This is a genomic window from Solwaraspora sp. WMMA2056 (assembly GCF_030345095.1).
GTDB lineage: Bacteria > Actinomycetota > Actinomycetes > Mycobacteriales > Micromonosporaceae > Micromonospora_E.
Genome location: NZ_CP128360.1, coordinates 4,264,821 through 4,291,346, shown reverse-complemented (window position 1 = coordinate 4,291,346; position 26,526 = coordinate 4,264,821). Strand labels below are relative to the sequence as shown.

The window sequence follows — 26,526 nt, the reverse complement described above, 5'->3', positions numbered from 1 at the left end:
CGTCAGCGGGTCGTCTTCGTGAAGTCCACGGTGTTCAGCGGACCGAACTCGACGCCGGTGACACCGGGACCGGTCGCGTAGTTGAAGATCTGCCGGTAGAGGGGGACATAGCAGTGCTTTTCGACCACTCCGATGGTGTTGAGCTGCTCGTAGATGGGAGCGGCCTGTTCGGCGCTGTCCTGTTCGAGGGCCTGCTGGGCGAGTTGGTCGATCTGTGGGTCGGGACAGTTGCCGGTCAGCGACGCGGTCTTCATGAATCCGCTGACGAAGTAGTCCGGCACCGCGACGTTGGGAACCCCGGCGAAGATGGCGATACCGGGAACCTGACGTCCGATGATCCGTTGGACCAACGTTCCGTAGTCCAGCGGCTCGTAGGAAACGGCGAAGCCGGCCTGTTCGAGGCTGCCGCCGACGGCCTGGGCGACCTCTTCGATGTTGGTGTACTGCGCCGCCGGGTAGGTGATCTGCACGGCCGGGGTCGCGTCCCCGACGAGTTGTTCGGCCCTCGCCGGATCGGCGGTGACACTGTCCTGCGGCTGCTGGCCGGGCCGGACGTTGAGCAGGCCCGCATCGGCGGCGGCCTGGCCGTCGAAGATGCCGCTGACGATCGCGTCGCGGTCGATGGCCAGGGCGGCGGCCTCGCGCAACTGCGGGTCGTCGAACGGTTCCTTGGTCGAGTCGAGGAAGGCGATGATCTTCATCGCGGTCTCGGTGCTGACCACCTCGACGCCGGCCGCCTCGGCTGTCTGCGCCTGAGCCGGTGGGAGGTCGAAGGCGATGTCGACGCTGTTGCTCTGGATCAACGCAAGACGTTGCGCGGCTTCGTTGGCCCAGGTGAAGGTGATGCCGCCGTTCGCCGGCGCCTCGCCCCAGTAGTCGGAGTTCGTGGTGACCGAGATGTCGCGACCCGCGTTGGCGCCGGCCCACACGTACGGCCCGGTGCCGACCGGCGCCGCGGCGAAGCCCTCGGATCCCTGCTCCTGGTAGTAGGCCGGCGGCACCAGGTAGACCGTGGTGAGCAGATCGGGAATGTTGTACTGCGGCGTCCCGGTGGTGAGCACGACGGTCGTGTCGTCGGTGGCCTCGATGGAGGTGACGTTGCTGAAGTAGGACTTCAGCGGCGACGCCTCGGTGTCACGGGTGAGGGTGATGGTGTTCGCGACCGCGGCGGCGTCGGCCTTTTCGCCGTTGCTGAAGCTGATGTCGGGGCGGACCGTGAACGTCCAGGTCGTCGCGTCGGTACGGGCCCAGTCGGTGATGAGGCCGGTGTCGGTCGGGGCGAGGGCGGAGTCGGTGTCGATCAACGGTTCGAGCATCGTGGCCCAGACGATCTGGGCGGAGCGTGCCCCGACGATCGGGTCGAGGGTGGCTGGCTGGGCCGCGAGCAGCGCGCGGATGACAGTCGGGCCGGATTGTCCGGTCTCGGTGGAATCAGTGCCACCGCAGGCGGTGAGGCTGACGCTTGCGACGGTGATGGTGGCGGCCGCCACGAGGGACCGCCGCAGGAGCGGGGATTTCATGATCATCGGGGTGTCCTTCACAGCGATGGACCCGTTCATGCCACCGCGTGACGCGCCGGTGACGTTGGCCACAAAGTACCGACCAGCCGGTATCAAGTCAACGGTTCCACCAGGTATCTCGACTATGACATTCGCATGACAAAGCCCAGCCGACCAGGGACGTTGTTTTCATACCGACCGGTATGTATGATCGGCCGGGTGGACCTCACCCTCACGCCACGACACAACGGACGCCTCATCCAGGTGCGTTACGACAACGCGGCCCGCGGCAACTGCCTCGACGACGCGACGCTGGGCGAACTCGTCCGCGCGCTGGAGGCCGCCGCGGCCGACGACGCCTGCACGGTCGTCCACCTCGAGATGGCCGGACGGCACTTCTGCGGCGGCTGGGACACCTCGGCGTTCGCCGGACTGGCCGACAGGTCGCCCGAGGCGGTCGCCGACGGCCTGCGCGCCAGTGACGCCGCGTTACGGCGGATCCGGCGGCTTCCGGTGCCGGTCGTCGCCCCGGTACGGGGACGCGTGATCGGCTTCGGCGCCGGCCTGCTCGACGCCGTGCACCTGCCGATCGCCGCCGCCAGCGCCAGCCTGTCGCTGCCCGAGGCCCGCTACGGTTTCGCCCCCGCTGGCGTCGGCCACACCATCGCCCAGGTGCTCCCTCGTTCACTGGCCTACCACCTGCTGACCGGAGTCGCCACGGCGACGGCCGACCAACTCCTCGCCTGGGGACTGGTCGCCGGAGTCGTCGCCGACGACGGCCTCGACCGTGCGGTCGAGGCCCTGGTCGAGTCGCTGCTCGCCGTACCCGGCCGCACGCTACGGGCGGTGGTCGAGGTCGTCGAGTCCAGTTTGGCCACCGGCGCTCCCGATCATGCCTACGACGTCTCGGCCCACAGCATCGTCGCCAGCGTCACCACCCGAGGAGCGTCCGGATGAACAGGCGATTCCGGCCCGGCGAGGCCGTCTGGGTGGAGTTGTCCACCCCCGATCCGGACAAGGTCGAACCCTTCTACCGCGCACTGCTGGGCTGGACGGTCCGCTCCGAACGGCTCGGGGCCACCACGTACCGGATGTGCGGCATCGACGGGCGCGACGTGGCCGGCATCTCGAACGCCGCCGCCCTGCACGGCGGTCGCCCCCGGGGCTGGATCGTCTACTTCGCGGTCGACGACGTCAGCCACTCCGCCGCCCGGGCGGTCGCGCTCGGCGGCGAGCTCGTCACCCGTCCGCGTTACCTGCCGGCCGCCGGTACGGGCGCCGTGGTCATCGATCCGTTCGGCGCCGCGTTCGGCCTCTACCAGGGCGAGTCACGCTCCGGCGTCCAGATGCTCAACTCGGTCGGCGCACTGTGCTGGAACGAGCTGGACACCGGGGAGCCCGCCGAGTCGGTGACCTACTACCGGTCCCTGTTCGGCTACGCCACCCGCCGCACCGGCGACACGCCGACCTCCCGGCCGTACACCCTGCTGATGCTCGACGACGTCGCGGTCGCCGGCGTCCTCGCCCTCGACAACGAATGGCCGAATCTGATCCCGGCGAAATGGATCACCTACTTCGCCGTGGCCTGCCTTCCCCAGGCGCTGACCCAGGTCTGCGCGCTCGGCGGGACGCCGACCGTCGGCCCGGTCGACAGCCCGTACGGACCGCTGCACCTGGTGAAGGATCCCGGTGGTCACACGCTCTGCCTCATCCAGCTCGACGGCGGACTTCGCCCCGGGCACGACTCCTCCCCCAGGCGGTGACCCGGTGACGGCCGAGCCCTTGTTCGACTCCACCCAGTTCCGCCAGGTGTGCGGGCACTTCCCCACCGGCGTCACCGCCGTCACCGCCGTTACCGCGCAGGGCAACGTGGCCGCGCTGACCGTCAACTCGTTCACCTCGGTATCGCTCCAGCCCGCGAAGGTGCTGTTCTGCGTCACCAGCTCCTCGTCCAGCTTCGCGACCCTCGTGGCCGCCGAACGGATCGCCATCCACATCCTCAGCCGTGACCAGGAGGACGTGGCGCGCCGGTTCGCCACCTCGGGACTCACCGGCACCGAGAAACTCGCCGGGGTCTCCTGGGCACCCGGTCCGGACGGTGTCCCGGTGCTGACCGGCACACCGGCGATCCTCGCCGGCCGCCGCGACCACGTGATCACCAGCGGCGATCACGTGATCATCCTGCTCGATGTCGACCACGTGCACCTGAAGCCGACGAACGTACCGGCGTTGTCGTTCTACCGGGGCCAGTTCGTCAACCCGTCGAGCGCCACGACCGAGTGAGCCGTCGACGCGGCTCAGGCGTAGTACCGGAACAGGATCTCCGCCACGCAGCAGGGTGTCGACCCGTCCGCGAACTCGACCGCCACCGACGCCTTGGCCTGCACGCCGGCACCGGCACCGGCACCGGGTACGGCGTCGATCGCCCGGGCGGACACCAGTGTCGCGACCCCTTGGACCGGTACGCCGGGTGGCAACGGTGTGACGAAACGGACGCGGTCGAGGCCGTAGTTGACCCCCATCGAGAAGGTCCGCACCTCGAGGATGTCCGCGAGCAGGCGTGGCACGAGCGCCAGCGTCAGGAAACCGTGCACGATCGTCGTCCCGAACGGCCCGGACCGCGCCCGCTCGACGTCGACATGGATCCACTGATGGTCCCCGGTGACCTCCGCGAACTGGTCGATCTGTGGTTGGGTCACCACCTGCGGTTCGCTGACCCCCAGTTCTCTACCGACGAGGTCAAGCAGATCGCTCGGGACACCTACGGTCGTACGCGACGCGGTTCGCACGGTCAGGTCACTCCTCAGATCGTCGGACGAGAGCCACGGACCCCCCCGCCGACACACTGCACCTGCCGTGGGCGACCGGAGCCAGCACGAGGATACCAACATTCCGACCGGATGGTATTCTTGCTGCCACGATGCCGGACGAGGAGGTCGCAGGTGTTCGAGGCCTACCAGCTGCCCGAGGAGCACAAGACCGTACGGGACGCCGTACGCGCGGTGTGCGACGACAAGGTCGCCCCGCACGCAGCCGTCGCCGACGAGACGGCCGAGTTTCCCGGGGCCTCCTACGACGCGTTACGGGCGGCCGACTTCCACGCCCCGCACGTCCCGGTCCGGTACGGCGGGGCCGGTGCGGACGCCCTCGCCACCGCGATCGTCATCGAAGAGGTCGCCCGGGCGTGCGCCACCTCCTCGCTGATCCCGGCCGGCAACAAGCTCGGCACCATGCCGCTGCTGCTCGCCGCCGACGAGCACCTCAAACAGCGGTACCTTCCGCCGGTGGCCCGCGGCGAGGCGATGTTCTCCTACTGCCTGTCCGAGCCGGACGCCGGCAGCGACGCGGCCGGCATGCGGACCCGCGCCGAACGCGACGGCGACACCTGGGTGCTCAACGGAGTCAAGCGCTGGATCACCAACGCCGGGCTGAGCGAGTACTACACGGTCTTCGCCGTCACCGACCCGACGGCCCGCGCACGCGGGATCTCCGCGTTCGTGGTGGAGCGATCCGATCCGGGCGTCAGTTTCGGCGCACCGGAGAGGAAGCTCGGCATCAAGGGATCCCCGACCCGCGAGGTGTACCTCGACAACGTCCGCATCCCGGACCACCGGATCATCGGCGCACCGGGAACGGGCTTCGCGACGGCGATGCGGACCCTGGACCACACCCGCGTCACCATCGCCGCCCAGGCGCTGGGTATCGCCCAGGGCGCCCTCGACCATGCACTTGGATACGTCCGACAGCGCCAGCAGTTCGGCCGATCGATCGCCGACTTCCAGGGCGTCCAGTTCATCCTCGCCGACATGGGTATGACTCTGGAGGCCGCTCGACAGCTGACGTACGTGGCAGCCGGCAAGTCCGAACGCGACGAGCCGGATCTCACCTACTTCGGCGCGGCCGCGAAGTGCTTCGCCTCCGACGCAGCCATGAAGATCACCACCGACGCGGTCCAGCTGCTCGGTGGCTACGGCTACACCCGCGACTTCCCGGTGGAACGGATGATGCGCGACGCGAAGATCACCCAGATCTACGAGGGCACCAACCAGGTGCAACGCATCGTGATGGCCCGCACGCTGCTGGCCGGCTAACCGCCCCGGACCGACTCAGCAGAGACCGTCGAGCACCATCACGCTGAACTGGCGCGCGACTTCGTCGATGCTGAGCGGGCCGTCGACGTTGAGCCACTGGTACGCCCAGGCGCACATCCCCACGAGACCGAAGGTGACGATCCGCGCGTCCACGTCCGTACGGAAGACCCCACGGGCGATGCCGTCCTGGATCATCGCCGCGAAGGCTGCTTCCACCAGGTCACGCTTACGGCTGACCTCGGCGAACATGTCGCCGGCGAGATACCGTCGTTCCTGATAGAAGATCGTCACGTGGGCGCGGTACTCGGCCACGCTGGTCAGGCTGAACCGGATGAGCTCCGCCACCCGCGCCTTCGGGTCGTCGTTGTCCGACTCGATCTGCTGGATCGCGGACAGCTGCGCCTCCAGGTACTCCTCCTGGATGTGCCGCAGCAGGTCGTCCTTGCTCTCGAAGTGATGGTAGAAAGCACCTTTCGTAAGCCCGGCCTGGTCGGCGATCTCCTGCACCGACGTCCGGTCGAACCCACGACGCTCGAACAGCTCCAACGCGCTGGCGATCAACGACTTGCGGGTGTTCTCCGGGTCGTAGCCGTCCGCCCAGCGCTGCCGGCGTCGGGCCGCCCCCGGGCGGTTGGATATCGCACGAGCCATCTGTGGCCTCCGCTTCCGGCTTCTCCTCAGCGCCCACGAAATCCTACCGCCCAGTCGGAAGGTTAGTCGCGGGGACCCTACCTGATCGGACGTGCCGGGATCTCCGGACGTCAGAGTACGGCGCGCAACGGGGCCGGGCCAGTCACCTGACCTGTCACCGACGCCCCGTTCACCGGTAGCGTCGGTACCGTGGATCTGAACGAGATCGCCGATCGGCTCGGGGTGCCCGTCGCGGAGGTCGACCGCGTACACCGACTCGCCGGCGACTGGCCGGCGGCGCCACCGCCGGCCAGAGCCGACGCGGCCGCGGTCCTCGACCGGCTCACGGTACGGCCGGACGACGCCGCCGAGATCATGGCCGGCTGGCCCGATCTCGACTCTTCACTATGGACAGACGAGCTGCGCTGGCTGCTCGACCGGTCGACCGCCCTGGTCCGGGCCGACCTGGGCGGCTACGGTTGGCTACCGCCCGGGCCGGAGCTGCCGCGCGAGCGGGGACCCGCCTGGCGGCATCTCTACGTCTACGCGTACCTGGCGATGGTCGACGTGGTCCGGGCGTACCACCGCGACCACGGCATCGCCGATGACCTGTCCTGGGCAACCTTGGCGGACCTGGGTCGCAACCTCGCACTCGACCGGCGGATGCACGGCGAGGGCTGGCCGGTCATGCAGGCCTGGCTGACGTTGCACGCGCGAGGCGGCCTCTACGAGCTGGGCCGGCTGCAGCACCAGCGCGGGGACACCGCCATCGACCTGCACGTTCCCGACGCGGGGCCGTTGACTCCGGCGGCGGTCGACACGTCGCTCGACGCGGCGCGGGCGTTCTTCCCCCGCCACTTTCCCGACGAGCGGTACACCGCGTTCGCCTGCGGGTCGTGGCTGCTCGACCCGCAACTGCGGGAGTACCTGCCGGCGGACTCCAACATCGTCAGATTCCAGCGCCGGTTCGAGCTGGAGCCCTACGTGGAGTCCGACGGGCCGGACGCCGACGTCGAGATCCTGCGGTTCGTGTTCCGTACGCTGGCCACGCCGCTGGACGCGCTGCCGCGCCGCACGCTGCTGCAGCGCGCGGTCATCGACCATCTCACCGCCGGCCGGCACTGGCAGTGGCGTCGCGGTCAGTTCCCGATCTGACCGCTCCCGATCTGACCGCGACCGGTGTGCCGGGCAGCCGACGGCCAACGCCGCTGCTGGGCGGTCTCCGGCACGGGCACTCCCCGCGCGCGGGCAATGACGTTCCATGCCTGTTCGGTGTCGATCCCGAGCCGGGTGAGCAGGGCGGCGGCGATCAGCGAGGACCGGCCGATACCGGCGCGGCAGTGCACCGCGACGTGCCGGCCGGTGCGCAGTGCGGTGGCGAGCAGGTCGAGCAGCGGTCGGATGGCCTGATGGTCCGGCACGCCGAAGTCGGCGATCGCCCAGGCGTGGAACTCCAGCCCGGCCCGGGTCGCCGCCCCTGCCTCGTCGGTCAGGGCGAGCTCGTCGCGCTCGGCCGAGGTGAGCAGGCAGACCAGAATGTCGATGTCGGCGGCCCGGACGGCGCGCAACTCGTCGTCGAGCCAGTCGCCGCCGCGCGGTCGCGCCATGATGCTCAGCCGCGCCGGGGCCGGCGCCGGTATCGGGAACAGGGTCGGTGCCGGCAATGGATGATCCTTCCGCCGCAGAGAGCGCAGCCGTCCGGTTCTGGCAGCAACGTGGCTGTCGGAACCGGACGGCTGTGGACGACTCCGGTCCGCGCCGGTCGATCACGCGGCCCGCCGGGCCACCGCCCTCAGCCCAGGTGGGCCTCGATGGTGGCGATGATGCGCGGACGCATCTCGGCGGCGCTGATCACGGCATCCACCGAGCCGACCTCGACGGCACGGGCGATGTTGTGGATCCGGTCGAACTCCGTCGCCACCTCGCCCAGCTTCTCCGCCCGTACCGACGAACGGAACTCGTCGAGCTCGGCGGTCAGCGTGGCGCGGTCGGTACCGGACGCGGCCGCCACCCGGGCCTCCAGGTCACGCACCCGGGGGTCTCTGGCGGTCCGGGCGTCCACCTCCCCGGAGAACACGACGGCGGCGGCGGGAGCACCACCGAGGACCGAGGCGAACGAGCCTTCCAGCGCGAGCACGGTCATCTGGGGGTTCAACGCCTTCGAGAAGACCACGAACGCGCCACCGTGGTACCGGGAGATCACGCAGAACACGATCGGCCCCCGGAAGTTGACGATCGCCCGGCCGATCTCGGCACCGTACTCGAGCTGTAGCTTGCGCATCGACTCGGGCGAGCCGTCGAAGCCGGACAGATTGGCCAGCACCACCAGCGGTCGGTTGCCGCTGGCCGCGTTGATCGCCCGCGCGGCCTTCTTCGACGACTGCGGGAACAGCGTGCCGGCGGTGTAGGTGTCCGGGCCGTCGGTGGGCGGGAACCCGCGCCGGGGCACCGTCCGTGACTCGATGCCGAGCAGACACACCGGTACGCCACCGAGGTGGACGTCCTGCACCACGGCGGTGTCGGCGTCGGCCATCCCGGCCCAGCGCTCCAGCACCGGGTGGTCCTGGTCGGCCAACGCCCGCATGACGGTACGGATGTCGAACGGCTTCTTGCGGTCGGGGTTGGCGGCGGCGGAGAAGATCTCGCCGACGGTGGTGAAGTCACTGCCGGCCACCGTGTGCGGGAACGAGGAGATGTCCCGGTCGACAGGGTCGGTGGTGGTCGTGCGCCGGGGCCGGGACTCACCCGGCACGACGTACGTGTGATCGTAGTGGGCCAGCAGCACGTCGCGCGCGGCGGTCAGGTTCGGCGCCCAGTACTGTGCCTGCCCGTTCGGACCCATCACCCGGTCGTAGCCGCCGATGCCGAAGTTGTCCTCGGCGGAGACGCCACCGGAGAAGTCCAGCGACTGCTTGCCGGTGAGCACCATCGCCGAGTCCGGCGTCATCACCAGGATGCCCTTGGTGTGCATGAGCATCGTCGCCTCGGCGTTCCAGTACGGCTGGGCCCCGACGTTGATCCCCGCGACCACGATGTTTATCTCGCCGCCAGCCTGGGTGAACTCGACGATCCGCTTGAGTGCGGCGGCGACCCAGTCCATGTTCTCGGTACCCGACTCCATCGAGATGCGGGCTCCGGCGGACAACGCGTACCACTCCAGCGGCACCTGCATCCGCTCGGCGAGGTCCAGGGCCGCGATGATCCGGCGGCATTCCGGCTCCGACAGGGCGCCGAGCGACTTGGTGGGGTCACCGAGCAGCACGACCCGGCTGATGCCCTGCGGGTGCCGGGGAGTCACCGTGGTGACCACCCCGGCGACGATCGCCGCGCGGTTGCGCCCCTTCGGCCGGTCGACCGGCACCAGCGCGTGGGCGTCGTCGAGGTCGTACTCGACGAAGTCGCCGAGACGGCCGGTCAGCTCGTACGGGTAGACCGTGTTGCGGCTGCTCGCCCGCAGCACCTTCAACCGGTAGTCGTCCAGCGGCTCGACCGGTTCGACCGGCGGCTCGCCGACGGTCAGTTCGGCACCGCCGCCGGTGGCGTCGAAGGAGATCCGCACGGCGATCTTCACCAACTCGCCGGTCGCCCGGTCACGCTGACGCCCGATGAACAGGATCTCCTCCAGCCCCGCTCCGGTGGTCGTCGGACGTACCCGCCCGGCGATCATCTCCATCTCCTCGCGGGTCAGGTCGTTGGGCGGCCAGACGTAGATGACGATCCGGTTGGTGCTGAAGCGGGTCTTCGACGGTCGCCGCGACTGGACCCGGCGGATCGAGTCGAGGCAGGCCGCGACGGTGTCCTCGGTGGTCGGCAGCGAGACCAGACGTCCCTCGTGGTCACGCAGCTGGGTCAGGTCACGCACCTGGGCGAAGGCCACGAGACGCTCGTCGGAGGAGTTCTCCCGGGCGACGCACCGGAAGAGGTAGACCTCCTCGTCCGACGACGGCAACCGGGTCAGGTCGAACTTGCGCAGCCGCTCCAGCTGCATCCGCTGGGCGATGTACGGGTGCAGGCCACGGATCAGCCGTTCCTCGACCATGCCCTGGCTCGACGGGCGGAACGTGAAGTGGTGGTGCATGACCGCGCCGGCGCGACCGGCGATGGTGGTGGTCACCCGACGGACCTGGGGCGGCAACGGTTGCGCGGCGACGACCTCGAGCAGCGCCGCCGCCATGGCGTCGAAGTCCTCCGGCTGGTTCTCCCAGGCGAGATAGACGTCGGCGTCGATGGAGTCGTGCCCGGTGGCCAACTGGGCGAGTCCACCGAGCGCGGCGCCGAGCGTGTCGATGTCCACGGCGGCGGTGACCACACTCGAGTCGACCCGCTCGGCGACCACGAAGGTGCACCCGGCGACCTGGTGCGCACGGGTCGCGGCGATGCCCTTGTTGCCGTAGTAGCGCCGGGTCAGCACCTCCAGCATGACCGCGTTGTCGAGGTGGTCCCGGACGATCCGTTGACCGAGCAGCCGGACCAGCGGTTCGGTACTGCGTACCATCTCGGCGATGCGCTCGGCGCGGTCCGGGGCGTCCGGGTGGGCGTCCAGGTGCCGCAGGTGCGCGCGGACCTTGGCGTAGACGCGGGCCCGGTTGCGCCGCAGCAGCGGCTGAGCGAACCAGGCGAACACCACCCCACGGGCAAGGTCGGCGATGACCGGGAAGCGGACCTGGGTCGCGGCCACCAGCCGCTCCAACGCGAGACCGGCGGGCTCGTGCAGCAGTTGGCCGGGCGGTGGCTCCCGCAGCCACGCCCGCAGCAGGGTGGCGACGACACCGGCGTCGGCGGCGGCCCGCTGCAGGGCGAGGAAGATCCGGAAGACGGCAGCTTCGAGATCGGCGGAGCGCTCCAGATCGGTGACGCCGTAGTGGCCCAGGGCCTTGGCCAGCTTGGTCTGGAAGGCGTCCGGCAGACCGGCCCGTTCGACGTCGAGGCTCTGCAGGTAGGTGTGGAAGTACTCACGGTCGCTGTGCACGTGGCCGTCGGCGCCGTCACCGTCGGTCGGCCGGTTGCGGCTCAGCTCGGCGAGGTCGGCGAAGACCTCGATGAGGTCGATCTCGGCGGCCAGCGGCCGGTCGCCCTCGTCGGCGGCGACCTGGCGCGCGACGAGGTAGTCGTCGAGCACCCGGCGGTCGTCGTGCGGGTCGACGTCGAAGCCGAGCAGCAGACCGCGCAGGTCTTCCTGGCCGCGCCGGGCACGCTGCGGTGCCGGGGTCGCCCCGGTCGCGGCGGGCATGTCCAGTTCGACGGGCGCGGCGGCCGGCCCGGCCGCCGTGGCGTCGCCGTCGGCCACCGGTTCCAGGCGCAGCAGCGGCGCGCCGGCCTCGACCTGGTTGCCCACCGAAACGGCCAGTTCCTTCAGCACGGCCGTAAACGGTGCCCGCAGGACCGTCTCCATCTTCATGGCTTCCAGGACCAGCACCGGTGCCCCTGGCTCGACCTCGGCGCCGACCTGCGCCGGGGTGGCGACGACCAGCGCGGGCATCGGGGCTCGCAGGACCCCACCCTCGTCGCGGCTGACCCGGTGGGTCACTCCGTCGACCTCGACCAGGTGAACGGGCCCGTGGGTGCCGGTGGCCAGGCGGTGGCGGCTGCCGTTGACGACGATCTGCCCGGTGTGCCGGTCGAAGCGGTCCAGCTCGACGTCGGCGCTGTGCACGGCGTCGCCCGCTTCGATACCGACGCGGAACCGGTACGCACCGGTCCGGGCCACCCGTACCCGGTAGCCGACACCCCGCAGTTTGAGGTCGACCGGTCGGCCGCTGGCGTGCTGCACCTGGGGGCGGCCGCCGGACGCGGTGGACAGCAGGCGTTGCCGCTCGACCTGCTCGTCGGCCTCGTAGCCCTCGATCGCGGCGGCGGCGAGCGCGACGGCGACGTGCCGGTGCGAGACGAGCCGACCCTCGCCGCGGACCCGGTCGATCCAGCCGGTGTCGGCGCTGGCGTCGATCACCTCGGGCTGGTCGAGCAGGTCGAGCACGAAGCTCTTGTTCGTCGCACCGCCTTCGATGATCACGGTGGTGTTCGCCATCGCCCGACGCAGCCGGCCGAGTGCCTCGTCGCGGTCCCGTCCGTACGCGATGATCTTTGCGATCATGGAGTCGAAGGCCGCAGGAATGGTGTCGCCCTCACTGACCCCGGTGTCCACCCGGATACCCGGCCCGGAGGGCAGGTCCAGCCGGGCGATCCGGCCGGGTGACGGCGCGAAGTCGCGGTCGGGGTCCTCGGCGTTGAGCCGGGCCTCGACGGCGTGCCCGCGCTCGGGCGGCGGCCCACCCTCGAGGCGTCCACCCGAAGCCACGTGCAGCTGCGCCTTGACCAGGTCGAACCCGGTGGTCGCCTCGGTGATCGGATGCTCGACCTGCAGCCGGGTGTTGACCTCGAGGAACGCGAACATGCGGTCACCCGGGTGGTAGAGGAACTCCACGGTCGCCGCGCCCCGGTAGCCGACCGCGACGGCCAGCCGTTCGGCCGATGCCTTGAGGTCGGCGGCCTGCGCCGGGTCGAGCACCGGCGAGGCCGACTCCTCGATGACCTTCTGGTTGCGCCGCTGCACCGAGCAGTCGCGGACCCCGAGCGCCCAGGCGGTGCCCTGGCCGTCGGCGATCACCTGGACCTCCACGTGTCGGGCACCGGTGACCAGGCGTTCCAGGAAGACGACCCCGCTGCCGAACGCCCGGGCCGCCTCCTGGCTGGTGCGTTCGTACGCGTCGGCGAGTTCGGCTTCGTTGGTGACCACCCGGATGCCGCGACCGCCGCCGCCGGCGGTCGCCTTCAGCATCAGCGGGTAGCCGATGTCGCTCGCCGCCGTCAGCGCGGCGTCCAGGGTCTCGACCGCACCCCGGCTCCACGGCGCGACCGACACGCCGACCTCCTCGGCGATCAGCTTCGCGCCGATCTTGTCGCCGAGTTGGCGCATGGCGTGGGCGCTCGGCCCGATGAAGGTGACACCGGTCTTCTCGCACAGTTCAGCGAACGCCGGGGACTCCGCGACGAACCCCCAGCCGACCCACGCCGCGTCGGCACCGGTCGCCACGAGGGCGCGCTCCAGGACTGCCAGGTCGAGGTACGGACGGGCGGACGCCGGCCCGAGATCGTAGGCGATGTCCGCTTCGCGGACGAACGTCGCGGTACGGTCGACATCGGTGTAGAGGGCGACGGTCTCGACTCTCGCCCCCGTCTCGGCGGCCAACTCCCGGACGGCATGGATGAGCCGCATCGCGGCTTCTCCACGGTTGACGATGGCAATACGGCTGAACACCCGATCGACCCTCCGGTAGGCCTACGATCCACGCGTCGCGGATGCGACTCCCGACAGGACCACCATCGCGCCTGCCGGCCGGAAACACCATAGGGGCAAGCGCGATGTCCTGGCCACGTCACTCTCCCTCGGGTGCGCCGTCGGCGGTCAACGCGCCCTGCCCCGGCGTCGACGGCAGGAAGACGTGCACGTGGCCGTTGCCGGCGTCGACGTTGAGTACGTCGAGCTGGGTGGCCGCACTCGACCAGGTGGCGACGGCGATGTCGCGTTGGCGGCCGGCGAGCTCCAGCAGTGTGCCCCGGGCGTCCGACGGCTGGGCCAGCGCCGCCGCGTAGGTGTCGACGGCGGCGTCGAGGGCGCGCACCGAGGCGGCCAGGCCGGAGCGGGCGATGTTGACCCCGGTGCCGCCGGACGGCGGATTGGCGAACACGGCGACCGTGTCGCCGGTGACCACCTGCCACGATTCCACATCGGACTGGCTGGCGGGCGGACCTGGAGGCGCTCCTGGAGGCACCGCCTCGGCCAACCCGTCGAGCACCGGAACGAGACTCCCCTGGATCTGCCGGGCCAGCGAGGTCAGCTCGACGATCTGCGCCGCGTTGCGTTCGGCCTCCTGCGCCCGCAGCACGGCGACCGGATCGTCTGCCGGCGGACCCTTGTCGGCGGTGACGGCGCCGACCGGACCGGCGAGCAGGGCACCGAGCGCGAACGCGATCGCCACGGGAGCGATACGCCGGACCGGCACGGCGAACCGGCCGGACCCCGATACCGGGACCGGCCGGGACCTCGATGCGCCGGTGGGGCGGGACGCGGCGGCAGGGCGTCGGGGGCGGGTCCGATTGCTCATCGCGCGGCACCTCCCGGCAGATGACCGTCGGCACGGTCGCGGCGGTCGCGGAATCGGCGAGCTGCTGGCACGAAGGTGCTCCTTGGCTGGTGGTGACGGCATGCACCCGGCTCGCCGAGGACCGGAACGCAGCCGCAGGGGGTGGACACCGGCACCGGCCCGCCGAGGCCGACACCACGATCGCCGGTCAGTCTATCGAATCAGCCTGCCCGGTACGGATCCGTCTCGCGGCCGGCAGCACGTGATCCGTTGGGTGTCGTGCACCAGCCGGGCCCCGCATCAGAGGATCGGTCGACAGGTTCCTGCCGCGGACTCGCCGGTCCGGAGGCGTGCCGTGAAACGTTTCATCAGACCCCGCGTGGCTACGAGCGCGGTACCGGCGCGGTCAAGGGGCCGGCACCGCCGGGGCGGCAGCAGGCACGGCCGGGGCCGGCACCGCCGCCAGGGCGCCCTCGCCGACCGGCGGACGGTAGGGGCGGCACGACGCGCGCACCACCAGCTCGGTGGGCAGCCGGATGTGGGTGTCGCGCTCCACCCCGGCGATCAGGTCCACCAGCAGCCGCAACGCTTCGGCACCCATCCGCTGCAGGGGCTGCGTGATCGTGGTCAGCGGCGGGTTGACCAGCGCGGACTCCGGGATGTTGTCGAACCCGATGACCGACAGGTCGTCGGGGACGCTCAGTCCCATCTCGCGGGCGACGTTCAGCGTCGAGATCGCGGACAGGTCGTTACCGGCGAAGATCGCCGTCGGTGGCTCCGGCAACGCGAGCAGTTCCGCGACGGTGCCGGCGGCGCTCTCGATCCGGAAGCCACCGACCCGCACGAGGGCGTCGTCGACCGGCACACCCGCGTCGGCCATGGCCTGGCGGAAGCCCGCCTCCCGCAGTCGCGCCGACTCCAGGTCCGCCCGACCGCTGATGTGCCCGATCCGACGGTGCCCGAGGGCCAGCAGGTAGTTCGTCGCGAGGATCGCCCCGGCGAAGTTGTCCGAGTCGACGGTGGGCAGGCCGGACGGGCCCGTGTGCGGGTCCACCGCGACGACGTGGAAGCCCTGCTTGGTCTCCACCACGGTCGGGGTGACGACCACGGCGCCGTCGATGAGGGTGCCGGACAGCCGGGCCAGCGAGCGACGCTCCCAGCCGATGGCCGCGCCGTCGCCGTCGCCGCCGGAGTACGCCAGCAGCTGGTAGCCGGTGCCGGCGACCTCCTTGGAGGCCCCCTTCAGCAGCTCGGTGGAGAACGGTTCGAACTCGGCCACCAGGATGCCCAGCACGTTGGTCCGGTGGCTGCGCAGGCTCTGCGCCCCCAGGCTCGCCTCGTAGCCGAGCTGATGGATGACCCGCCGCACCCGCTCGACGGTCGCCTGCGCGACGCCGTACCGGCCGTTGACGACCTTCGACACGGTCGCCACCGAGACGCCGGCCGCCCGGGCTACGTCCGACATCTTCACACGCTGCGGGAACTCCACGTCGACGATGATAGGGGGCCGGCGGCGGCCCGTCACCGCCGAGTCGAAAACGTTATCGATATCGATTGACACCGCGTTACATCGCTGTAAAACTCCCCGTCAGGCCAAGCACCCGACTGACCAGTCGAGGAGACCCCCAATGGCGATAACGCGCCGCGCTGGCGCCGTCCTAGCGCTCTTTCTGACCAGCACCCTTCTAGCCACCGGCTGCAGCAGCGGCGACGACAGCAGCGAGGCTGCCGGTGAACTGTACGAAAACCCGGTCACCCTGACCTGGTGGCACAACGCCTCGCAGGACGGCGCCGGCAAGGAATACTGGGAGAAGGTCGCCAAGGACTTCTCCGCGCTGCACCCAACGGTCACGATCGAGATCGAGGGGATCGAGACCAACCAACTCCAGCGCACCCGGCTGCCCGCCGCGCTGCTGAGCAACGACCCGCCAGACATCTTCCAGGCCTGGGGCGGCGGTGAGCTGCGGGAACAGGCGGAAGCCGACTACCTGAAGGACATCACCGACCAGGTCCAGGACGAGGTCGCCCGGATCGGCTCGTCAGTGGAGATCTGGCAGGCCGACGGCCGGCAGTACGGTCTGCCGTACCGGATGGGCATCGAAGGCATGTGGTACAACAAGGACCTGTTCGCCCAGGCCGGCATCACCGCTCCCCCGACCACGTTGGACGAGCTCAACGTTTCGTCCCCTACGTGCTCGCCGAGGTCACCGCGGGCATCATGTGGAAGCTGCTGCTGACCGGCGGGGGTACGACGGACGCGCTGCTGCGGTCGATCGGACTGGGCGGCCTGGTGCGACCCTGGCTGGCCGACCTCGACATCGTCATCTGGACCCTGCTGTTCGTCCTCACCTGGAAGTACGTCGGCTTCGCGATCATCCTGCTGCTCGCCGGACTGTCCAACGTACCGCCGGAGCTGACCGAGGCGGCCGAGATCGACGGCGCCAGCTGGTGGCAGATCCAACGGCACATCACCCTGCCGCTACTCGGGCCGACGATCCGGATCTGGATGTTCCTGTCGATGATCGGCTCGTTGCAGGTCTTCGACGTCATCTGGGTGACCTCCGTGCCCGCCGTACGATCGCTGGGCGCCTCGGCCACGATGGCGACCTACATGGTGGACAACGGCTTCTTCGCGCGACTGTGGGGCTACGGCAACGCGATCGCCGTGATTCTGTTCGTGATCTCGTTCATCGCAGCGCTGCTGTTCCAGCGGTTCCTCCTCCGCCGGGACATCGAGGGCGCAGTGACCGGAAGGAGGGGCTGACGTGACCGCGACCGCTGTCGCCGCGCCGCCCACCAGGCGCCGCCGGAACGTCCGCCGCCGGGACTCGTCGTGGGGCAGCCCGCTGACCTACGCACTGGCCCTCGTGGTCGTCGGTGCGTCGATCGCGCCGGTGATCTACGTGATCATCGGAGGTTTCCGGACCACGCCACAGATCGTCGCCGACCCGGCCGCGCTGCCCGATCCATGGGTCGGCGAGAACTACGTACGGGTGCTGACCCAGAGCGGCTTCTGGCAGCAGGCGTTCAACAGCGCGGTGGTCGCCTTCGGTACGACGCTCGGGGTCGTGACGCTCGGACTCTGTGCCGCGTTCGTGCTCGCCCGGTACACGTTCCGGGGCCGGGAGCTGCTCTACACCTTCTTCACCCTCGGCCTGCTGTTTCCCGCCGGGGCGGCGATCCTGCCGCTCTACCTGATGCTGCGGGACATGGCGCTGATCAACTCCTACTTCGCGGTCATCCTGCCGCAGATCGCCTTCGCGCTACCGCTGACGATCGTGATCCTGCGTCCCTTCCTGACCGCCGTACCCAAGGAGTTGGAGGACGCCGCAGCGATCGACGGCACCGGACGGCTCGGCTTCCTCTGGCGGATCATGCTGCCGTTGTCCCGACCCGCGCTCGTCACGGTCGGGATCCTCGCGTTCGTGACAAGTTGGAACGCGTTCCTTCTGCCGTTGCTCGTCCTCGGTGACGCCGACCTGCACACCCTTCCGCTGGGCGTGCAAAACTTCTCCAGCCAGTACACCTCCGACACCGCCGGAATCCTCGCCTTCACCTCGATGGCGATGCTGCCGGCGCTGGTCTTCTTCACGATCGCCGAGAAGCAGATCGTCGGTGGCCTGCAGGGTGCCGTCAAGGGCTGAGGCACCCGCGACCGCACAACGAACGGTGCGCGTGGCGAACCGTGGCCCGCGCACGACAAGGAAAGGCAGCCAATGACTGAGGTCCGCGCGACGGTGGACGGGGTCGCACCGGGACCGGCTGGGTCGTACCTCGACCTGCCGCAGGCACGTGACCGGCGGACGGCACCGGACGGCGAGACCCGCGTCCGCGAGCTGCTCGGCCGGATGACGCTCGACGAGAAGCTCGCCCAACTGGTCGGCTTCTGGGAGAAGGGGGACGGCGAGTCCGTCGCGCCGCTGCAGGGTGAGTTCGCCGACGCCGTACGCCTGGAGGACTTCTCCCGGCACGGCCTGGGGCACCTGACCCGGGCGTACGGCACCCGGCCCGTCGACCCGGCGGCACGCGCGGCCTGGCTGTGGAAGTTCCAGTCCGATCTGGTCACCGGGACCCGGCTGGGCATCCCGGCGATCGTCCACGAGGAGTGCCTGACCGGCCTGTCGGCCTGGAAGGCGGCCACCTTCCCGACGCCGCTGGCGTGGGGGGCCGCCTTCGACCCCGACCTGGTCGCGGAGATGGCCTCGGCGATCGGTACGTCGATGCGGGCCCTCGGCGTGCACCAGGGCCTCGCCCCGGTGCTCGACGTGATCCGCGACCCGCGGTGGGGGCGGGTCGAGGAGTGCATCGCCGAGGACCCGTACCTGGTCGGCACGATCGGCACCGCGTACGTGCGCGGTCTGCAGTCGCAGGGGGTACACGCCACGCTGAAGCACTTCGTCGGATACTCCGCCTCCCGCGCCGGCCGTAACTTCGCGCCGGTGCACGCCGGTCCACGGGAGGTCGCCGACGTCCTGCTGCCGCCGTTCGAGATGGCTGTGCTCGACGGCGACGTCCGCTCCGTCATGCACTCCTACGCGGAGATCGACGGGGTGCCCGTCGCCGCCGACCCGACCCTGCTCACCGGACTGCTCCGGGACCAGTGGGGCTTCGACGGCGTGCTCGTGGCCGACTACTTCGGAGTCGCCTTCCTCCACCTGCTGCACCACGTCGCGAGCGACCACACCGAGGCGGCGGTCCAGGCCCTGGCCGCCGGGGTCGACGTCGAGCTGCCCACCGGCGACGCCTACCTCCGGCTGCCGGAGGCGATCCGGGCGGGCAGGGTCGACGAGGCGCTGCTCGACCAGGCCGTACTGCGGGTCCTGCGGCAGAAGCACGAACTCGGACTGCTCGACGCCACCTTCACCGACGAGCCGCCCCGGGACATCGACCTCGACTCGCCCGCGCACCGGGCGATCGCCCGCCGGCTCGCCGAGCGGTCCATCGTGCTGGTCGGCAACCAGGGCACGCTCCCGCTGGCACCGGGACGGTCGATGGCCGTGATCGGACCGAACGCCGACCTGGCCAGCGCCATGTTCGGCTGCTACTCCTTCGTCAACCACGTCCTGCCTCAGCATCCTGGCGTGGACGCCGGCATCGAGGTGCCGACGGTCCTCGACGCGGTCCGGGCGGAGTTCGGTGCCGACCTGGTGAGCTGGGCCCACGGCTGCGGGGTCGACGACGACGACCGGTCCGGCATCGCGCAGGCCGTCGCCACGGCCGCCGCCGCCAGCGTCGCCGTACTCGTCGTCGGTGACCGCGCCGGCCTGTTCGGTCGCGGCACTGTCGGCGAAGGCTGCGACACCGACGACCTGGAACTGCCCGGGGTGCAGCGCGACCTCGTCGAGGCCGTGCTGGCCACCGGGACCCCGGTGGTCCTGGTGCTGCTCACCGGACGGCCGTACGCGATCGGCTGGGCGCTCGACCGCTGCGCCGCCGTGGTGCAGGCGTTCTTCCCTGGCGAGGAGGGTGCCGGCGCGATCGCCGGTGTGCTCTCCGGACGGGTGAACCCGTCCGGGCGGCTGCCGGTCAGCCTGCCCCGGTCGGCCGGGGCGCAGCCGTACTCCTATCTGCACCCGGCGCTCGGTGAGGGCCACGAGGTGACCAACCTGGCGGTGACCCCGCCGGCGCCGTTCGGCCACGGCCTGTCCTACACCACCTTCGGCTACTCGGAGCTGACCGTGCCGGCGACGGTGCCCAGCGACGGGGAGCTGGTGGTGCGGGTTCGGGTGACCAACACCGGAACGGTCGCCGGCGACGAGGTGGTCCAGCTCTACGGCCGTGACGTGGTCGCCTCGGTGACCCGGCCGGTGGCGCAGTTGCTCGGCTACCGCCGGATCCATCTCACACCGGGCCAGGCGGTCACCGTCGAGTTGACGGTGCCGACGACCCGGCTGGCCTTCACCGACCGTACGTCGACCCGGGTGGTCGAGCCCGGTGACGTCGAGATCTGGGTGGGCACCAGCGCGGACCGGGCGGTGCAGGGACGGACCACGGTGGTCGGTCCGACCGTGCCGGTCACCACGGCGTCGCGCCGGTGGACGACCAGCACGGTGGGCTGACGCGCGGCGGCAAGGTGAGCTTTCACTGAGTGAAAGTAGGGGTCCCGGGCGGTCGGGCCACCCGGGACCATACGACCACCCCCACCCACACCATCGCCGCCAGGGAGGTCCGTCGCATGCCGTTCGCACGTAACCAGTGGTACGTGGCCGCGTACAGCAACGAGGTCGGCCGGGAACTGCTCGCCCGTACCGTGCTGGGTGAGCCGCTCGTGCTGTACCGCACCGAGGCCGGGACCGCCGTGGCGCTGGCCGACCGGTGCGTGCACCGGCGGTTCCCGCTGTCGCAGAGCCGGCTCGACGGCGACACGATCGTCTGCGGCTACCACGGCTTCACCTACGACGCCGCCGGCAGCTGCGTGTTCGTCCCGGGGCAGCAACGCATCCCGCGCACCGCGCGGGTCGCCGCGTATCCGGTGGTGGAGCAGGACACCCTGATCTGGGTCTGGATCGGCGAGGACGACCCCGACCCGGCCGCGATCCCCCGCGCGCCGTGGCTGGCCGATCCCGGCTACACGGTGGTCCGTGGCATGGCGCCGCTGAACGCGCGCTACAGCCTGCTGGTCGACAACCTGATGGACCTGTCCCACGAGACCTACCTGCACGGTGGCTACATCGGCACCCCCGAGGTGGCGAACACCCCGATCACCACCACCGTCGACGACGACGCCGGCATCGTCTGCGTCAGCCGGCACATGGACGACGCCGAATGCCCGCCGTTCTATGCCCGATCCACCGGCATCGAAGGCCGGATCACCCGGTGGCAGGACATCGAGTACCACCCGCCGTGCCTGTACCTGCTGCACAGCCGGATCGCCCCGCAGGGCGTGTACCCACCGGCGGAGGGTCCGGACAGTGCGGCCTTCCACGCCGAGATCGTCTACGCCATCACTCCGTCGACCGAGCACACCACGTACGACTTCTGGGCGGTGGCGCGGGACTTCGCCCTCGACGACGAATCGGTCAGCGAATACCTGTACCAGAGCAACCACACGGTGGTCATGCAGGACGTCACCGCGCTGAACACCCTGGAGCAGGTGATCGCCGCCGAACCGGAGCGGTACCAGGAACTGAGCATCAACATCGACACCGGCGGGCTCGCCGCCCGACGCCTGATCGCACGGATGATCGGGTCGGGGTCGGTGGGAGCAGCGCGGTGACCCTTCCCGACGGGCTGCCCGCCGGCGACCGGCTCTACCGGATCCACTGGCTGCCGGGCACCGACACCCTGCGGGGCACCTGCCACTGCGGCGCCGAGCGGGTCGGCGACGATCCGGTCGAGCTGTGGCAGTGGCTGCTCGACCACCCGCGTGGCCACTGGCCGGCCCGGTCGGTGCCGACGGTGCACCGGGAACCGGCCGGTGCCGTCGACCGCGGTCTGGTGGTCGGATGAGCGCCGCCGGACAGCACGGTGGGCGCACGACCACGGCCGAGCTTGCCACGACGGAGCTGGTGGTCGCCCGCCGCGAGCAGGTGGCGACGGGGGTGGTGGTGCTGACCCTGTGCCGACCCGACGGTGGTGAGGTGCCCCGCTGGTCACCCGGCGCGCACGTCGACCTGATACCGGGTCCGGGTCTGGTCCGCCCGTACTCGCTCTGCGGCGACCCGGCCGACCGGACCGGTCTGCAGATCGCGGTGCAGCTCGAACCCACCGGCCGGGGCGGCTCCCGGCAGGTCCACGACCGGCTCGTCGACGGCGCGCGGATCACGGTGCGCGGGCCCCGGAACAACTTCCCGCTGGTCGCGGCACGCCGGTACCTGTTCATCGCCGGCGGCATCGGCATCACCCCGATCCGTCCGATGATCGCCGCCGCCGACGCCGCCGGAGCCGACTGGCGGCTGGTGTACGGCGGCCGCAGCCGGGCCACGATGGCGTTCGCCGGGCAGCTGCGGCAGCGCTACGGCGACCGGGTGCTGCTACGGCCGCAGGACGAGGTGGGCCTGCTCGACCTGACCGAACTGCTGGACCGGCGCAGTGGTGCCGTCGTCTACTGCTGCGGGCCGGAGTCACTGATCGGGGCGGTGCAGCAGCGCTGCCGGGCGTGGCCGGCGGGTGACCTGCACGTCGAACGGTTCGCGCCACGAGACGACGGCGGCGGGGGCGACGACGGGGGCAGCGATCGCGGCCGCGCCGGCGACGCGCCGGCCAGCGTCGAGGTCGAGCTGGCACTGACCGGCCGTACGGTGACCGTGCCGCCCGGTACGTCGATCCTGGAAGCGGTGGAGCAGGCCGGCGTCGCGGTGCTCTCCTCGTGCCGTGAAGGCACCTGCGGCACCTGTGAGACGACGGTCCGCGCCGGGGTTCCCGACCACCGCGACAGTCTGCTCACCGAGGAGGAACGGGCCGCGGGTGACACGATGATGATCTGTGTCTCCCGGTCCCGTACGCCCCGACTCGTACTGGAGCTGTGACCGTCGGGTCGTGCCGGACACCGTCGGGCGGCGATGATGGCGGGATGGGTACGCCACCGGGCCGGTCGGTCACCAGCAAGGTGCTGGCGCTGCTCGACGCGTTCAGCCCGGCCGAGCCGGCGTTGACGCTCAGCGAGCTGGCCCGGCGCGCCGGCCTGCCGTTGCCCACCGCGCACCGGCGGGTCGCCGAGCTGGTCGCCTGGGGCGCGCTGGAGCGCGGCGCGGACGGGCGTTTCCGGATCGGCCTGCGGCTGTGGGAGCTGGGTTCACTCGCGCCGCGTGGGCTGGGGCTGCGCGAGCTGGCGCTGCCGGTGCTGGAGGACCTGTACGAGGTGACGCACGAGAACGTACAGCTCGCGGTGCGCCAGGACCTGGAACTCGTCTTCATCGAACGGATCGCCGGACGGCACGCGGTGCCGGTGCTGACCCGGGTCGGTGGCCGGTTCGCGCTGCACGCCACCGGGGTGGGTCTGGTGCTGCTGGCCCATGCGCCGGACGAGGTCCGGGAACGGGTGCTGGCCGCGCCCCTGGAGCGCTACACCCGGCTGACCATCACCGATCCGGCGCGGCTGCGCCGCCACCTCGCCGAGGCGCGGCGCGTCGGGTACGCGGTGAGCGACCGCCAGGTGACGATGGACGCGCTCTCGGTCGCCGCGCCGATCTGGGGTCCGACCGGTGTGACGGCGGCGGTCTCCCTGGTGGTCGCGTACGACCGGGCCGATCCGGTGGCTCTCGCCCCGCTGGTGCAGGCGGCCGGCCGGGCGATCTCCCGTGCGCTGGCCGGACCGCGGCGCTAGGGCATCCGGTGGTGCGCGACGGTGGGGCAGGCCGGGCGTCGGCTCAGCCCGGGAAGGCCAGTAGCCGCAGGAACTCGGCCAGCCGTTGGTGCTCCTGGGGGGTCACGGCGGCCAGCAGGCCGTGTTCCACGGCGCGGGCCGACTCCCGGGCGCGGGCGAACAGGGCCCGGCCGGCGTCGGTGGCGACCAGTACGTTGGCGCGCCGGTCGGCGGGGTCGGTGTGGCGGGCCACCAGGTGACGGCGCTCCAGGTCGTCGATCACGGCGACCACCTGACTGGGATCCAGCCGGAGAAATTCGGCCAGCTCCCGTTGGGTGGGGCGGGCATCGTCGGCAGCCAGCGCGAGCACCGAGTAGGACCGGGGCTTGAGCCCGTACTCGGCAAGCGCCGCGTTCGCCGCCGCGAGCGTGATCGCGTTGGCACGGGCGAGGAGAAACACCAGGTCAGCGCCGAGCACGCTACCCCGAAGGCCGTCGGCGCCGGCGTGCCGGGGCTTCCCGCTCGCAGGCATGGCGACGATGGTAGCAAGCAACTCCAATAATTGACATTCTCAACGGTTCATGGTCCGATCGGCTTCGACGCGAAGGAGTTCCCGATGTCTCTGGACGGCAAAGTCGCCATCGTCACCGGCTCCGGACGGGGCCTCGGCCTGGCCTACGCCCGGCAGTTGGCCCGTCAGGGCGCCAGCGTCGTGGTCAACGACGTCGACGCCGGAGCCGCCGACGAGGCGGTCGCGGCGATCGAGTCGGCCGGCGGACGCGCCGTCGCGCTGGTCGCACCGGTCGGTCCCACCGAGACCGCGCAGGCCCTGGTCGCCAGCGCGGTCGACAGTTTCGGCCGGCTCGACATCGTGGTGACCAACGCCGGCGTGCTCCGGGACACGGTGCTCTGGAAGATGAGCGACGAGGATTTCGACACCGTCGTCGACGTCCATCTGCGCGGCACCTTCACCATGGTGCGCGAGGCCGTACGACACATGCGGCAGGCCGGCGAGGGTGGCCGGATCATCTGCGTCGGCTCGCCCACCGGGCAGCGGGGCAACTTCGGGCAGACCAACTACGCCGCCGCCAAGGCGGGCATCGTCGGCATGGTGCGGACCTGGGCGCTGGAGTTGAAGCGGGCCGGGATCACCGCCAACACCGTGGTGCCGGTCGCGGCGACCGCGATGACGGCGACCGTGCCCTACTTCGCCGCAGCGGTCGAGGCCGAGGCGAAGGGTGCGCCGGTGCCGGCGTTCTTCCGGCACGATCTCGGCTTCGGCACCGCTGACGACGTCGCTGGTCTCGTCGCCTTCCTCGGCTCCGACGCCGCCGCCGGGATCACCGGACAGGTGATCGGCGTGGGCGGCGACCGGATCCAGATCTGGACCCACCCGGAGGCCGCTGCGACCGCGTACCGCGAGGGCGGCTGGACCTACGAGGCGCTGGTCGCCGGCTGGTCGACCGAGTTCGCCGACGCGCTGCAGAGCGTCGGTGAGCGGTTCCCGGAGCTGCCCGAGGAGTTCCGCCCCGCCGGGTCCTGAGCCCGCCGGGTCCTGAGCCCGCCGTCTCCTGATCCGTCGGCCGGAGGTCCGCGCCATGTACCAGCCAGCGATCGACATCGACGCGATCACCGCGATCGACGTCCACGTGCACATCGAGGTCGACGACCACGGCCACTCGTCGCTGCCGGCACCGCTCGAGGCCGCCGCGTCGAAATACTTCCGCACCGACGGTCCCCGGCCGGCGATCGAGGCCGTGGCGCGGTACTACCGCGAACGTCGGATGGCGGCCGTCGTGTTCACCGTGGACGCGCGTACCCAGCTGCGGCATCCGCCGTTGTCCAGCACCGAGATCGCCCGGGCCGCCGCCGACCACGCCGACGTGCTCATCCCGTTCGGCTCGGTCGATCCGCGCACCGGCGAGGCGGCCCTGGAGGCCGCGGCCCGACTCGTCGAGGACGAGGGGGTACGCGGCTTCAAGTTCCATCCGACGGTGCAGGGCTTCGACCCCGGCGACGAGCAGTACGCGCCGTTGTGGGCCCTGATCGCCAGGGCCGGGGTGCCGGCCCTGTTCCACACCGGGCAGACCGGCATCGGGGCCGGGCTGCCCGGCGGCTACGGTCTGCGGCTCGGGTTGTCCAATCCGATGCGACTCGATCCGATCGCCGCCGACTTCCCGGACCTGCAGATCATCATGGCCCACCCGTCGGTGCCCTGGCAGGACGAGGCGCTGTCGGTGGCGACGCACAAGCCGAACACCTGGATCGACCTGTCCGGTTGGAGCCCGAAGTACTTCCCCGCCGAGCTGGTGCGCCATGCCAACTCGATCCTCAAACACCGGGTGCTGTTCGGCACCGACTACCCGTTGCTCACCCCGGACCGCTGGCTGCGGGACGTCGAGACCACCGATCTCAAACCCGACGTGCTCCCCGGCATCGTCAAGCACAACGCCGCCCGTCTCCTGCGTCTGACCGAGTGAGGACGCAGGCGACGGGTGAGGAAAGGAACAGACGCCATGTCAACGACCATCACCTACGATCAGCTGCCCGGGCTGGCCGGCACCGACCTGGGGTACACCGAGTACCGGACGGTCACCCAGGACCAGATCAACCTGTTCGCCGACGCCACCGACGACCATCAGTGGATCCACGTCGACCCGCAGCGGGCCAAGGACGGGCCGTTCGGTACGCCGATCGCGCACGGCTTCCTCAGCCTGTCGCTGACCGTGCCGTTCTGGACGAAGCTCCTTGACGTCCAGGGAGTGTCGACGAAGGTCAACTACGGCCTCGACAAGGTGCGGTTCCCCGCCCCGGTCGCGGTCGGCTCCCGGATCCGCATGCGTGCCGTGGTCGTCGAGGTCACCGAGGTCCGGGGCGGCTACCAACTGACCGTCGACCAGACCATCGAGATCGACGGCGGCACCAAGCCGGCGGTCGCGGCGCGGGGGCTGTACCGCTTCCACGCCTGACCAGGAGATCGG

At 70.8% G+C, this 26,526-nt stretch carries 24 protein-coding genes; 16 read left to right on the top strand and 8 right to left on the bottom strand.

Annotation, left to right across the window (positions count from 1 at the left end; translation table 11 throughout):
- Positions 1-2: 2 nt before the first annotated feature.
- A complete protein-coding gene (locus O7608_RS19425; protein WP_289205947.1) occupies positions 3-1,520 on the bottom strand; it encodes an ABC transporter substrate-binding protein in 1,518 nt (505 codons plus the stop codon).
- A 198-nt stretch (positions 1,521-1,718) separates the two neighbouring features.
- Between O7608_RS19425 and O7608_RS19420 the strand changes: the two genes are divergently transcribed.
- Genes O7608_RS19420 through O7608_RS19410 form a run of 3 tightly spaced genes read left to right on the top strand, consistent with a single transcriptional unit; the run spans position 1,719 to position 3,782 of the window.
- Complete coding sequence (locus tag O7608_RS19420; protein WP_289205946.1) at positions 1,719-2,456, top strand: enoyl-CoA hydratase/isomerase family protein; 738 nt, start codon at positions 1,719-1,721, stop codon at positions 2,454-2,456.
- Complete coding sequence (locus O7608_RS19415) at positions 2,453-3,262, top strand: VOC family protein (RefSeq protein ID WP_289205945.1); 810 nt, start codon at positions 2,453-2,455, stop codon at positions 3,260-3,262. The genes O7608_RS19420 and O7608_RS19415 overlap by 4 nt, the downstream gene beginning before the upstream one ends.
- A gap of 4 nt (positions 3,263-3,266) precedes the next feature.
- On the top strand, positions 3,267-3,782 hold the full coding sequence (locus tag O7608_RS19410) for a flavin reductase family protein (RefSeq protein WP_289205944.1): 516 nt from the start codon (positions 3,267-3,269) through the stop codon (positions 3,780-3,782).
- Between the two features lie 14 nt (positions 3,783-3,796).
- Here O7608_RS19410 and O7608_RS19405 read toward each other — a convergent pair whose 3' ends face one another.
- Positions 3,797-4,288: a MaoC family dehydratase gene (locus O7608_RS19405; RefSeq protein WP_289205943.1), complete on the bottom strand. Its 492-nt coding sequence runs from the start codon at positions 4,286-4,288 to the stop codon at positions 3,797-3,799.
- A 111-nt stretch (positions 4,289-4,399) separates the two neighbouring features.
- Here O7608_RS19405 and O7608_RS19400 point away from each other — a divergent pair, with 111 nt between their 5' ends.
- The gene (locus O7608_RS19400) at positions 4,400-5,590 is read left to right on the top strand and encodes an acyl-CoA dehydrogenase family protein (RefSeq protein ID WP_289205942.1); all 1,191 of its coding nucleotides are present in this window, start codon (positions 4,400-4,402) and stop codon (positions 5,588-5,590) included.
- Between the two features lie 15 nt (positions 5,591-5,605).
- On the opposite strand, the gene O7608_RS19395 is transcribed toward O7608_RS19400, so the two are convergent.
- Positions 5,606-6,241, bottom strand: a complete 636-nt coding sequence (locus O7608_RS19395; RefSeq protein WP_289205941.1) for a TetR/AcrR family transcriptional regulator — start codon at positions 6,239-6,241, stop codon at positions 5,606-5,608.
- Positions 6,242-6,430: 189 nt separating this feature from the next.
- Here O7608_RS19395 and O7608_RS19390 point away from each other — a divergent pair, with 189 nt between their 5' ends.
- Entirely contained in the window at positions 6,431-7,375 is a 945-nt protein-coding gene (locus O7608_RS19390) for an acyltransferase domain-containing protein (protein ID WP_289205940.1), read from the top strand.
- Here O7608_RS19390 and O7608_RS19385 read toward each other — a convergent pair.
- From O7608_RS19385 to O7608_RS19370, 4 genes are all read right to left on the bottom strand, one after another.
- On the bottom strand, positions 7,360-7,884 hold the full coding sequence (locus O7608_RS19385) for a protein-tyrosine phosphatase family protein (protein WP_289205939.1): 525 nt from the start codon (positions 7,882-7,884) through the stop codon (positions 7,360-7,362). The two genes, O7608_RS19390 and O7608_RS19385, sit on opposite strands and share 16 nt — an antisense overlap.
- Positions 7,885-8,012: 128 nt before the next feature.
- Positions 8,013-13,475, bottom strand: a complete 5,463-nt coding sequence (locus tag O7608_RS19380) for an ATP-binding protein (protein WP_289205938.1) — start codon at positions 13,473-13,475, stop codon at positions 8,013-8,015.
- Between the two features lie 118 nt (positions 13,476-13,593).
- A complete protein-coding gene (locus O7608_RS19375; RefSeq protein WP_289205937.1) occupies positions 13,594-14,196 on the bottom strand; it encodes a hypothetical protein in 603 nt (200 codons plus the stop codon).
- Positions 14,197-14,707: 511 nt separating this feature from the next.
- On the bottom strand, positions 14,708-15,766 hold the full coding sequence (locus O7608_RS19370) for a LacI family DNA-binding transcriptional regulator (protein WP_289205936.1): 1,059 nt from the start codon (positions 15,764-15,766) through the stop codon (positions 14,708-14,710).
- A gap of 163 nt (positions 15,767-15,929) precedes the next feature.
- Here O7608_RS19370 and O7608_RS19365 point away from each other — a divergent pair, with 163 nt between their 5' ends.
- The 8 genes from O7608_RS19365 (at position 15,930) to O7608_RS19330 (ending at position 23,566) form a co-directional block, all read left to right on the top strand.
- A complete protein-coding gene (locus O7608_RS19365; RefSeq protein ID WP_289205935.1) occupies positions 15,930-16,538 on the top strand; it encodes an ABC transporter substrate-binding protein in 609 nt (202 codons plus the stop codon).
- Complete coding sequence (locus O7608_RS19360; RefSeq protein ID WP_289205934.1) at positions 16,520-17,065, top strand: carbohydrate ABC transporter permease; 546 nt, start codon at positions 16,520-16,522, stop codon at positions 17,063-17,065. Before O7608_RS19365 ends, O7608_RS19360 begins: the two co-directional genes overlap by 19 nt.
- A 1-nt stretch (position 17,066) precedes the next feature.
- Complete coding sequence (locus O7608_RS19355) at positions 17,067-17,945, top strand: carbohydrate ABC transporter permease (protein ID WP_502959133.1); 879 nt, start codon at positions 17,067-17,069, stop codon at positions 17,943-17,945.
- A gap of 72 nt (positions 17,946-18,017) precedes the next feature.
- On the top strand, positions 18,018-20,360 hold the full coding sequence (locus O7608_RS19350) for a beta-xylosidase/alpha-l-arabinosidase (RefSeq protein ID WP_289205933.1): 2,343 nt from the start codon (positions 18,018-18,020) through the stop codon (positions 20,358-20,360).
- A gap of 116 nt (positions 20,361-20,476) precedes the next feature.
- Positions 20,477-21,517 (top strand): aromatic ring-hydroxylating dioxygenase subunit alpha, encoded by a 1,041-nt coding sequence (locus O7608_RS19345; protein ID WP_289205932.1) that lies wholly within the window; start codon positions 20,477-20,479, stop codon positions 21,515-21,517.
- Positions 21,514-21,750, top strand: a complete 237-nt coding sequence (locus tag O7608_RS19340; RefSeq protein ID WP_289205931.1) for a hypothetical protein — start codon at positions 21,514-21,516, stop codon at positions 21,748-21,750. Before O7608_RS19345 ends, O7608_RS19340 begins: the two co-directional genes overlap by 4 nt.
- Complete coding sequence (locus O7608_RS19335) at positions 21,747-22,769, top strand: PDR/VanB family oxidoreductase (RefSeq protein WP_289205930.1); 1,023 nt, start codon at positions 21,747-21,749, stop codon at positions 22,767-22,769. The genes O7608_RS19340 and O7608_RS19335 overlap by 4 nt, the downstream gene beginning before the upstream one ends.
- A 44-nt stretch (positions 22,770-22,813) precedes the next feature.
- The gene (locus tag O7608_RS19330) at positions 22,814-23,566 is read left to right on the top strand and encodes an IclR family transcriptional regulator (protein ID WP_289205929.1); all 753 of its coding nucleotides are present in this window, start codon (positions 22,814-22,816) and stop codon (positions 23,564-23,566) included.
- 43 nt (positions 23,567-23,609) lie between these two features.
- Here O7608_RS19330 and O7608_RS19325 read toward each other — a convergent pair whose 3' ends face one another.
- Positions 23,610-24,077 (bottom strand): MarR family winged helix-turn-helix transcriptional regulator, encoded by a 468-nt coding sequence (locus tag O7608_RS19325; RefSeq protein WP_289205928.1) that lies wholly within the window; start codon positions 24,075-24,077, stop codon positions 23,610-23,612.
- A gap of 84 nt (positions 24,078-24,161) precedes the next feature.
- Here O7608_RS19325 and O7608_RS19320 point away from each other — a divergent pair, with 84 nt between their 5' ends.
- The 3 genes from O7608_RS19320 to O7608_RS19310 are packed head-to-tail and all read left to right on the top strand — an operon-like array spanning position 24,162 to position 26,514.
- Positions 24,162-25,088 carry an SDR family oxidoreductase gene (locus tag O7608_RS19320; RefSeq protein ID WP_289205927.1) on the top strand — a complete coding sequence of 309 codons (927 nt, stop codon included), beginning with the start codon at positions 24,162-24,164 and terminating at the stop codon, positions 25,086-25,088.
- 55 nt (positions 25,089-25,143) lie between these two features.
- Positions 25,144-26,025 (top strand): amidohydrolase family protein, encoded by an 882-nt coding sequence (locus O7608_RS19315; protein ID WP_289205926.1) that lies wholly within the window; start codon positions 25,144-25,146, stop codon positions 26,023-26,025.
- 36 nt (positions 26,026-26,061) lie between these two features.
- Positions 26,062-26,514, top strand: coding sequence for a MaoC family dehydratase (locus O7608_RS19310; protein WP_289205925.1), 453 nt, complete (start codon positions 26,062-26,064; stop codon positions 26,512-26,514).
- Positions 26,515-26,526: the final 12 nt, after the last annotated feature.

Excerpts from the sequence above, each read along its gene's own strand:
- O7608_RS19425 (WP_289205947.1), bottom strand. The coding sequence starts at position 1,520 with ATGAAATCCCCGCTCCTGCGGCGGTCCCTCGTGGCGGCCGCCACCATC.
- O7608_RS19415 (WP_289205945.1), top strand. The coding sequence starts at position 2,453 with ATGAACAGGCGATTCCGGCCCGGCGAGGCCGTCTGGGTGGAGTTGTCC.
- O7608_RS19400 (WP_289205942.1), top strand. The coding sequence starts at position 4,400 with ATGGTATTCTTGCTGCCACGATGCCGGACGAGGAGGTCGCAGGTGTTC.
- O7608_RS19395 (WP_289205941.1), bottom strand. The coding sequence starts at position 6,241 with ATGGCTCGTGCGATATCCAACCGCCCGGGGGCGGCCCGACGCCGGCAG.
- O7608_RS19370 (WP_289205936.1), bottom strand. The coding sequence starts at position 15,766 with ATGTCGGACGTAGCCCGGGCGGCCGGCGTCTCGGTGGCGACCGTGTCG.
- O7608_RS19365 (WP_289205935.1), top strand. The coding sequence starts at position 15,930 with ATGGCGATAACGCGCCGCGCTGGCGCCGTCCTAGCGCTCTTTCTGACC.
- O7608_RS19360 (WP_289205934.1), top strand. The coding sequence starts at position 16,520 with ATGTGGAAGCTGCTGCTGACCGGCGGGGGTACGACGGACGCGCTGCTG.
- O7608_RS19350 (WP_289205933.1), top strand. The coding sequence starts at position 18,018 with ATGACTGAGGTCCGCGCGACGGTGGACGGGGTCGCACCGGGACCGGCT.
- O7608_RS19345 (WP_289205932.1), top strand. The coding sequence starts at position 20,477 with ATGCCGTTCGCACGTAACCAGTGGTACGTGGCCGCGTACAGCAACGAG.
- O7608_RS19335 (WP_289205930.1), top strand. The coding sequence starts at position 21,747 with ATGAGCGCCGCCGGACAGCACGGTGGGCGCACGACCACGGCCGAGCTT.
- O7608_RS19330 (WP_289205929.1), top strand. The coding sequence starts at position 22,814 with ATGGGTACGCCACCGGGCCGGTCGGTCACCAGCAAGGTGCTGGCGCTG.
- O7608_RS19325 (WP_289205928.1), bottom strand. The coding sequence starts at position 24,077 with ATGCCTGCGAGCGGGAAGCCCCGGCACGCCGGCGCCGACGGCCTTCGG.
- O7608_RS19320 (WP_289205927.1), top strand. The coding sequence starts at position 24,162 with ATGTCTCTGGACGGCAAAGTCGCCATCGTCACCGGCTCCGGACGGGGC.
- O7608_RS19315 (WP_289205926.1), top strand. The coding sequence starts at position 25,144 with ATGTACCAGCCAGCGATCGACATCGACGCGATCACCGCGATCGACGTC.
- O7608_RS19310 (WP_289205925.1), top strand. The coding sequence starts at position 26,062 with ATGTCAACGACCATCACCTACGATCAGCTGCCCGGGCTGGCCGGCACC.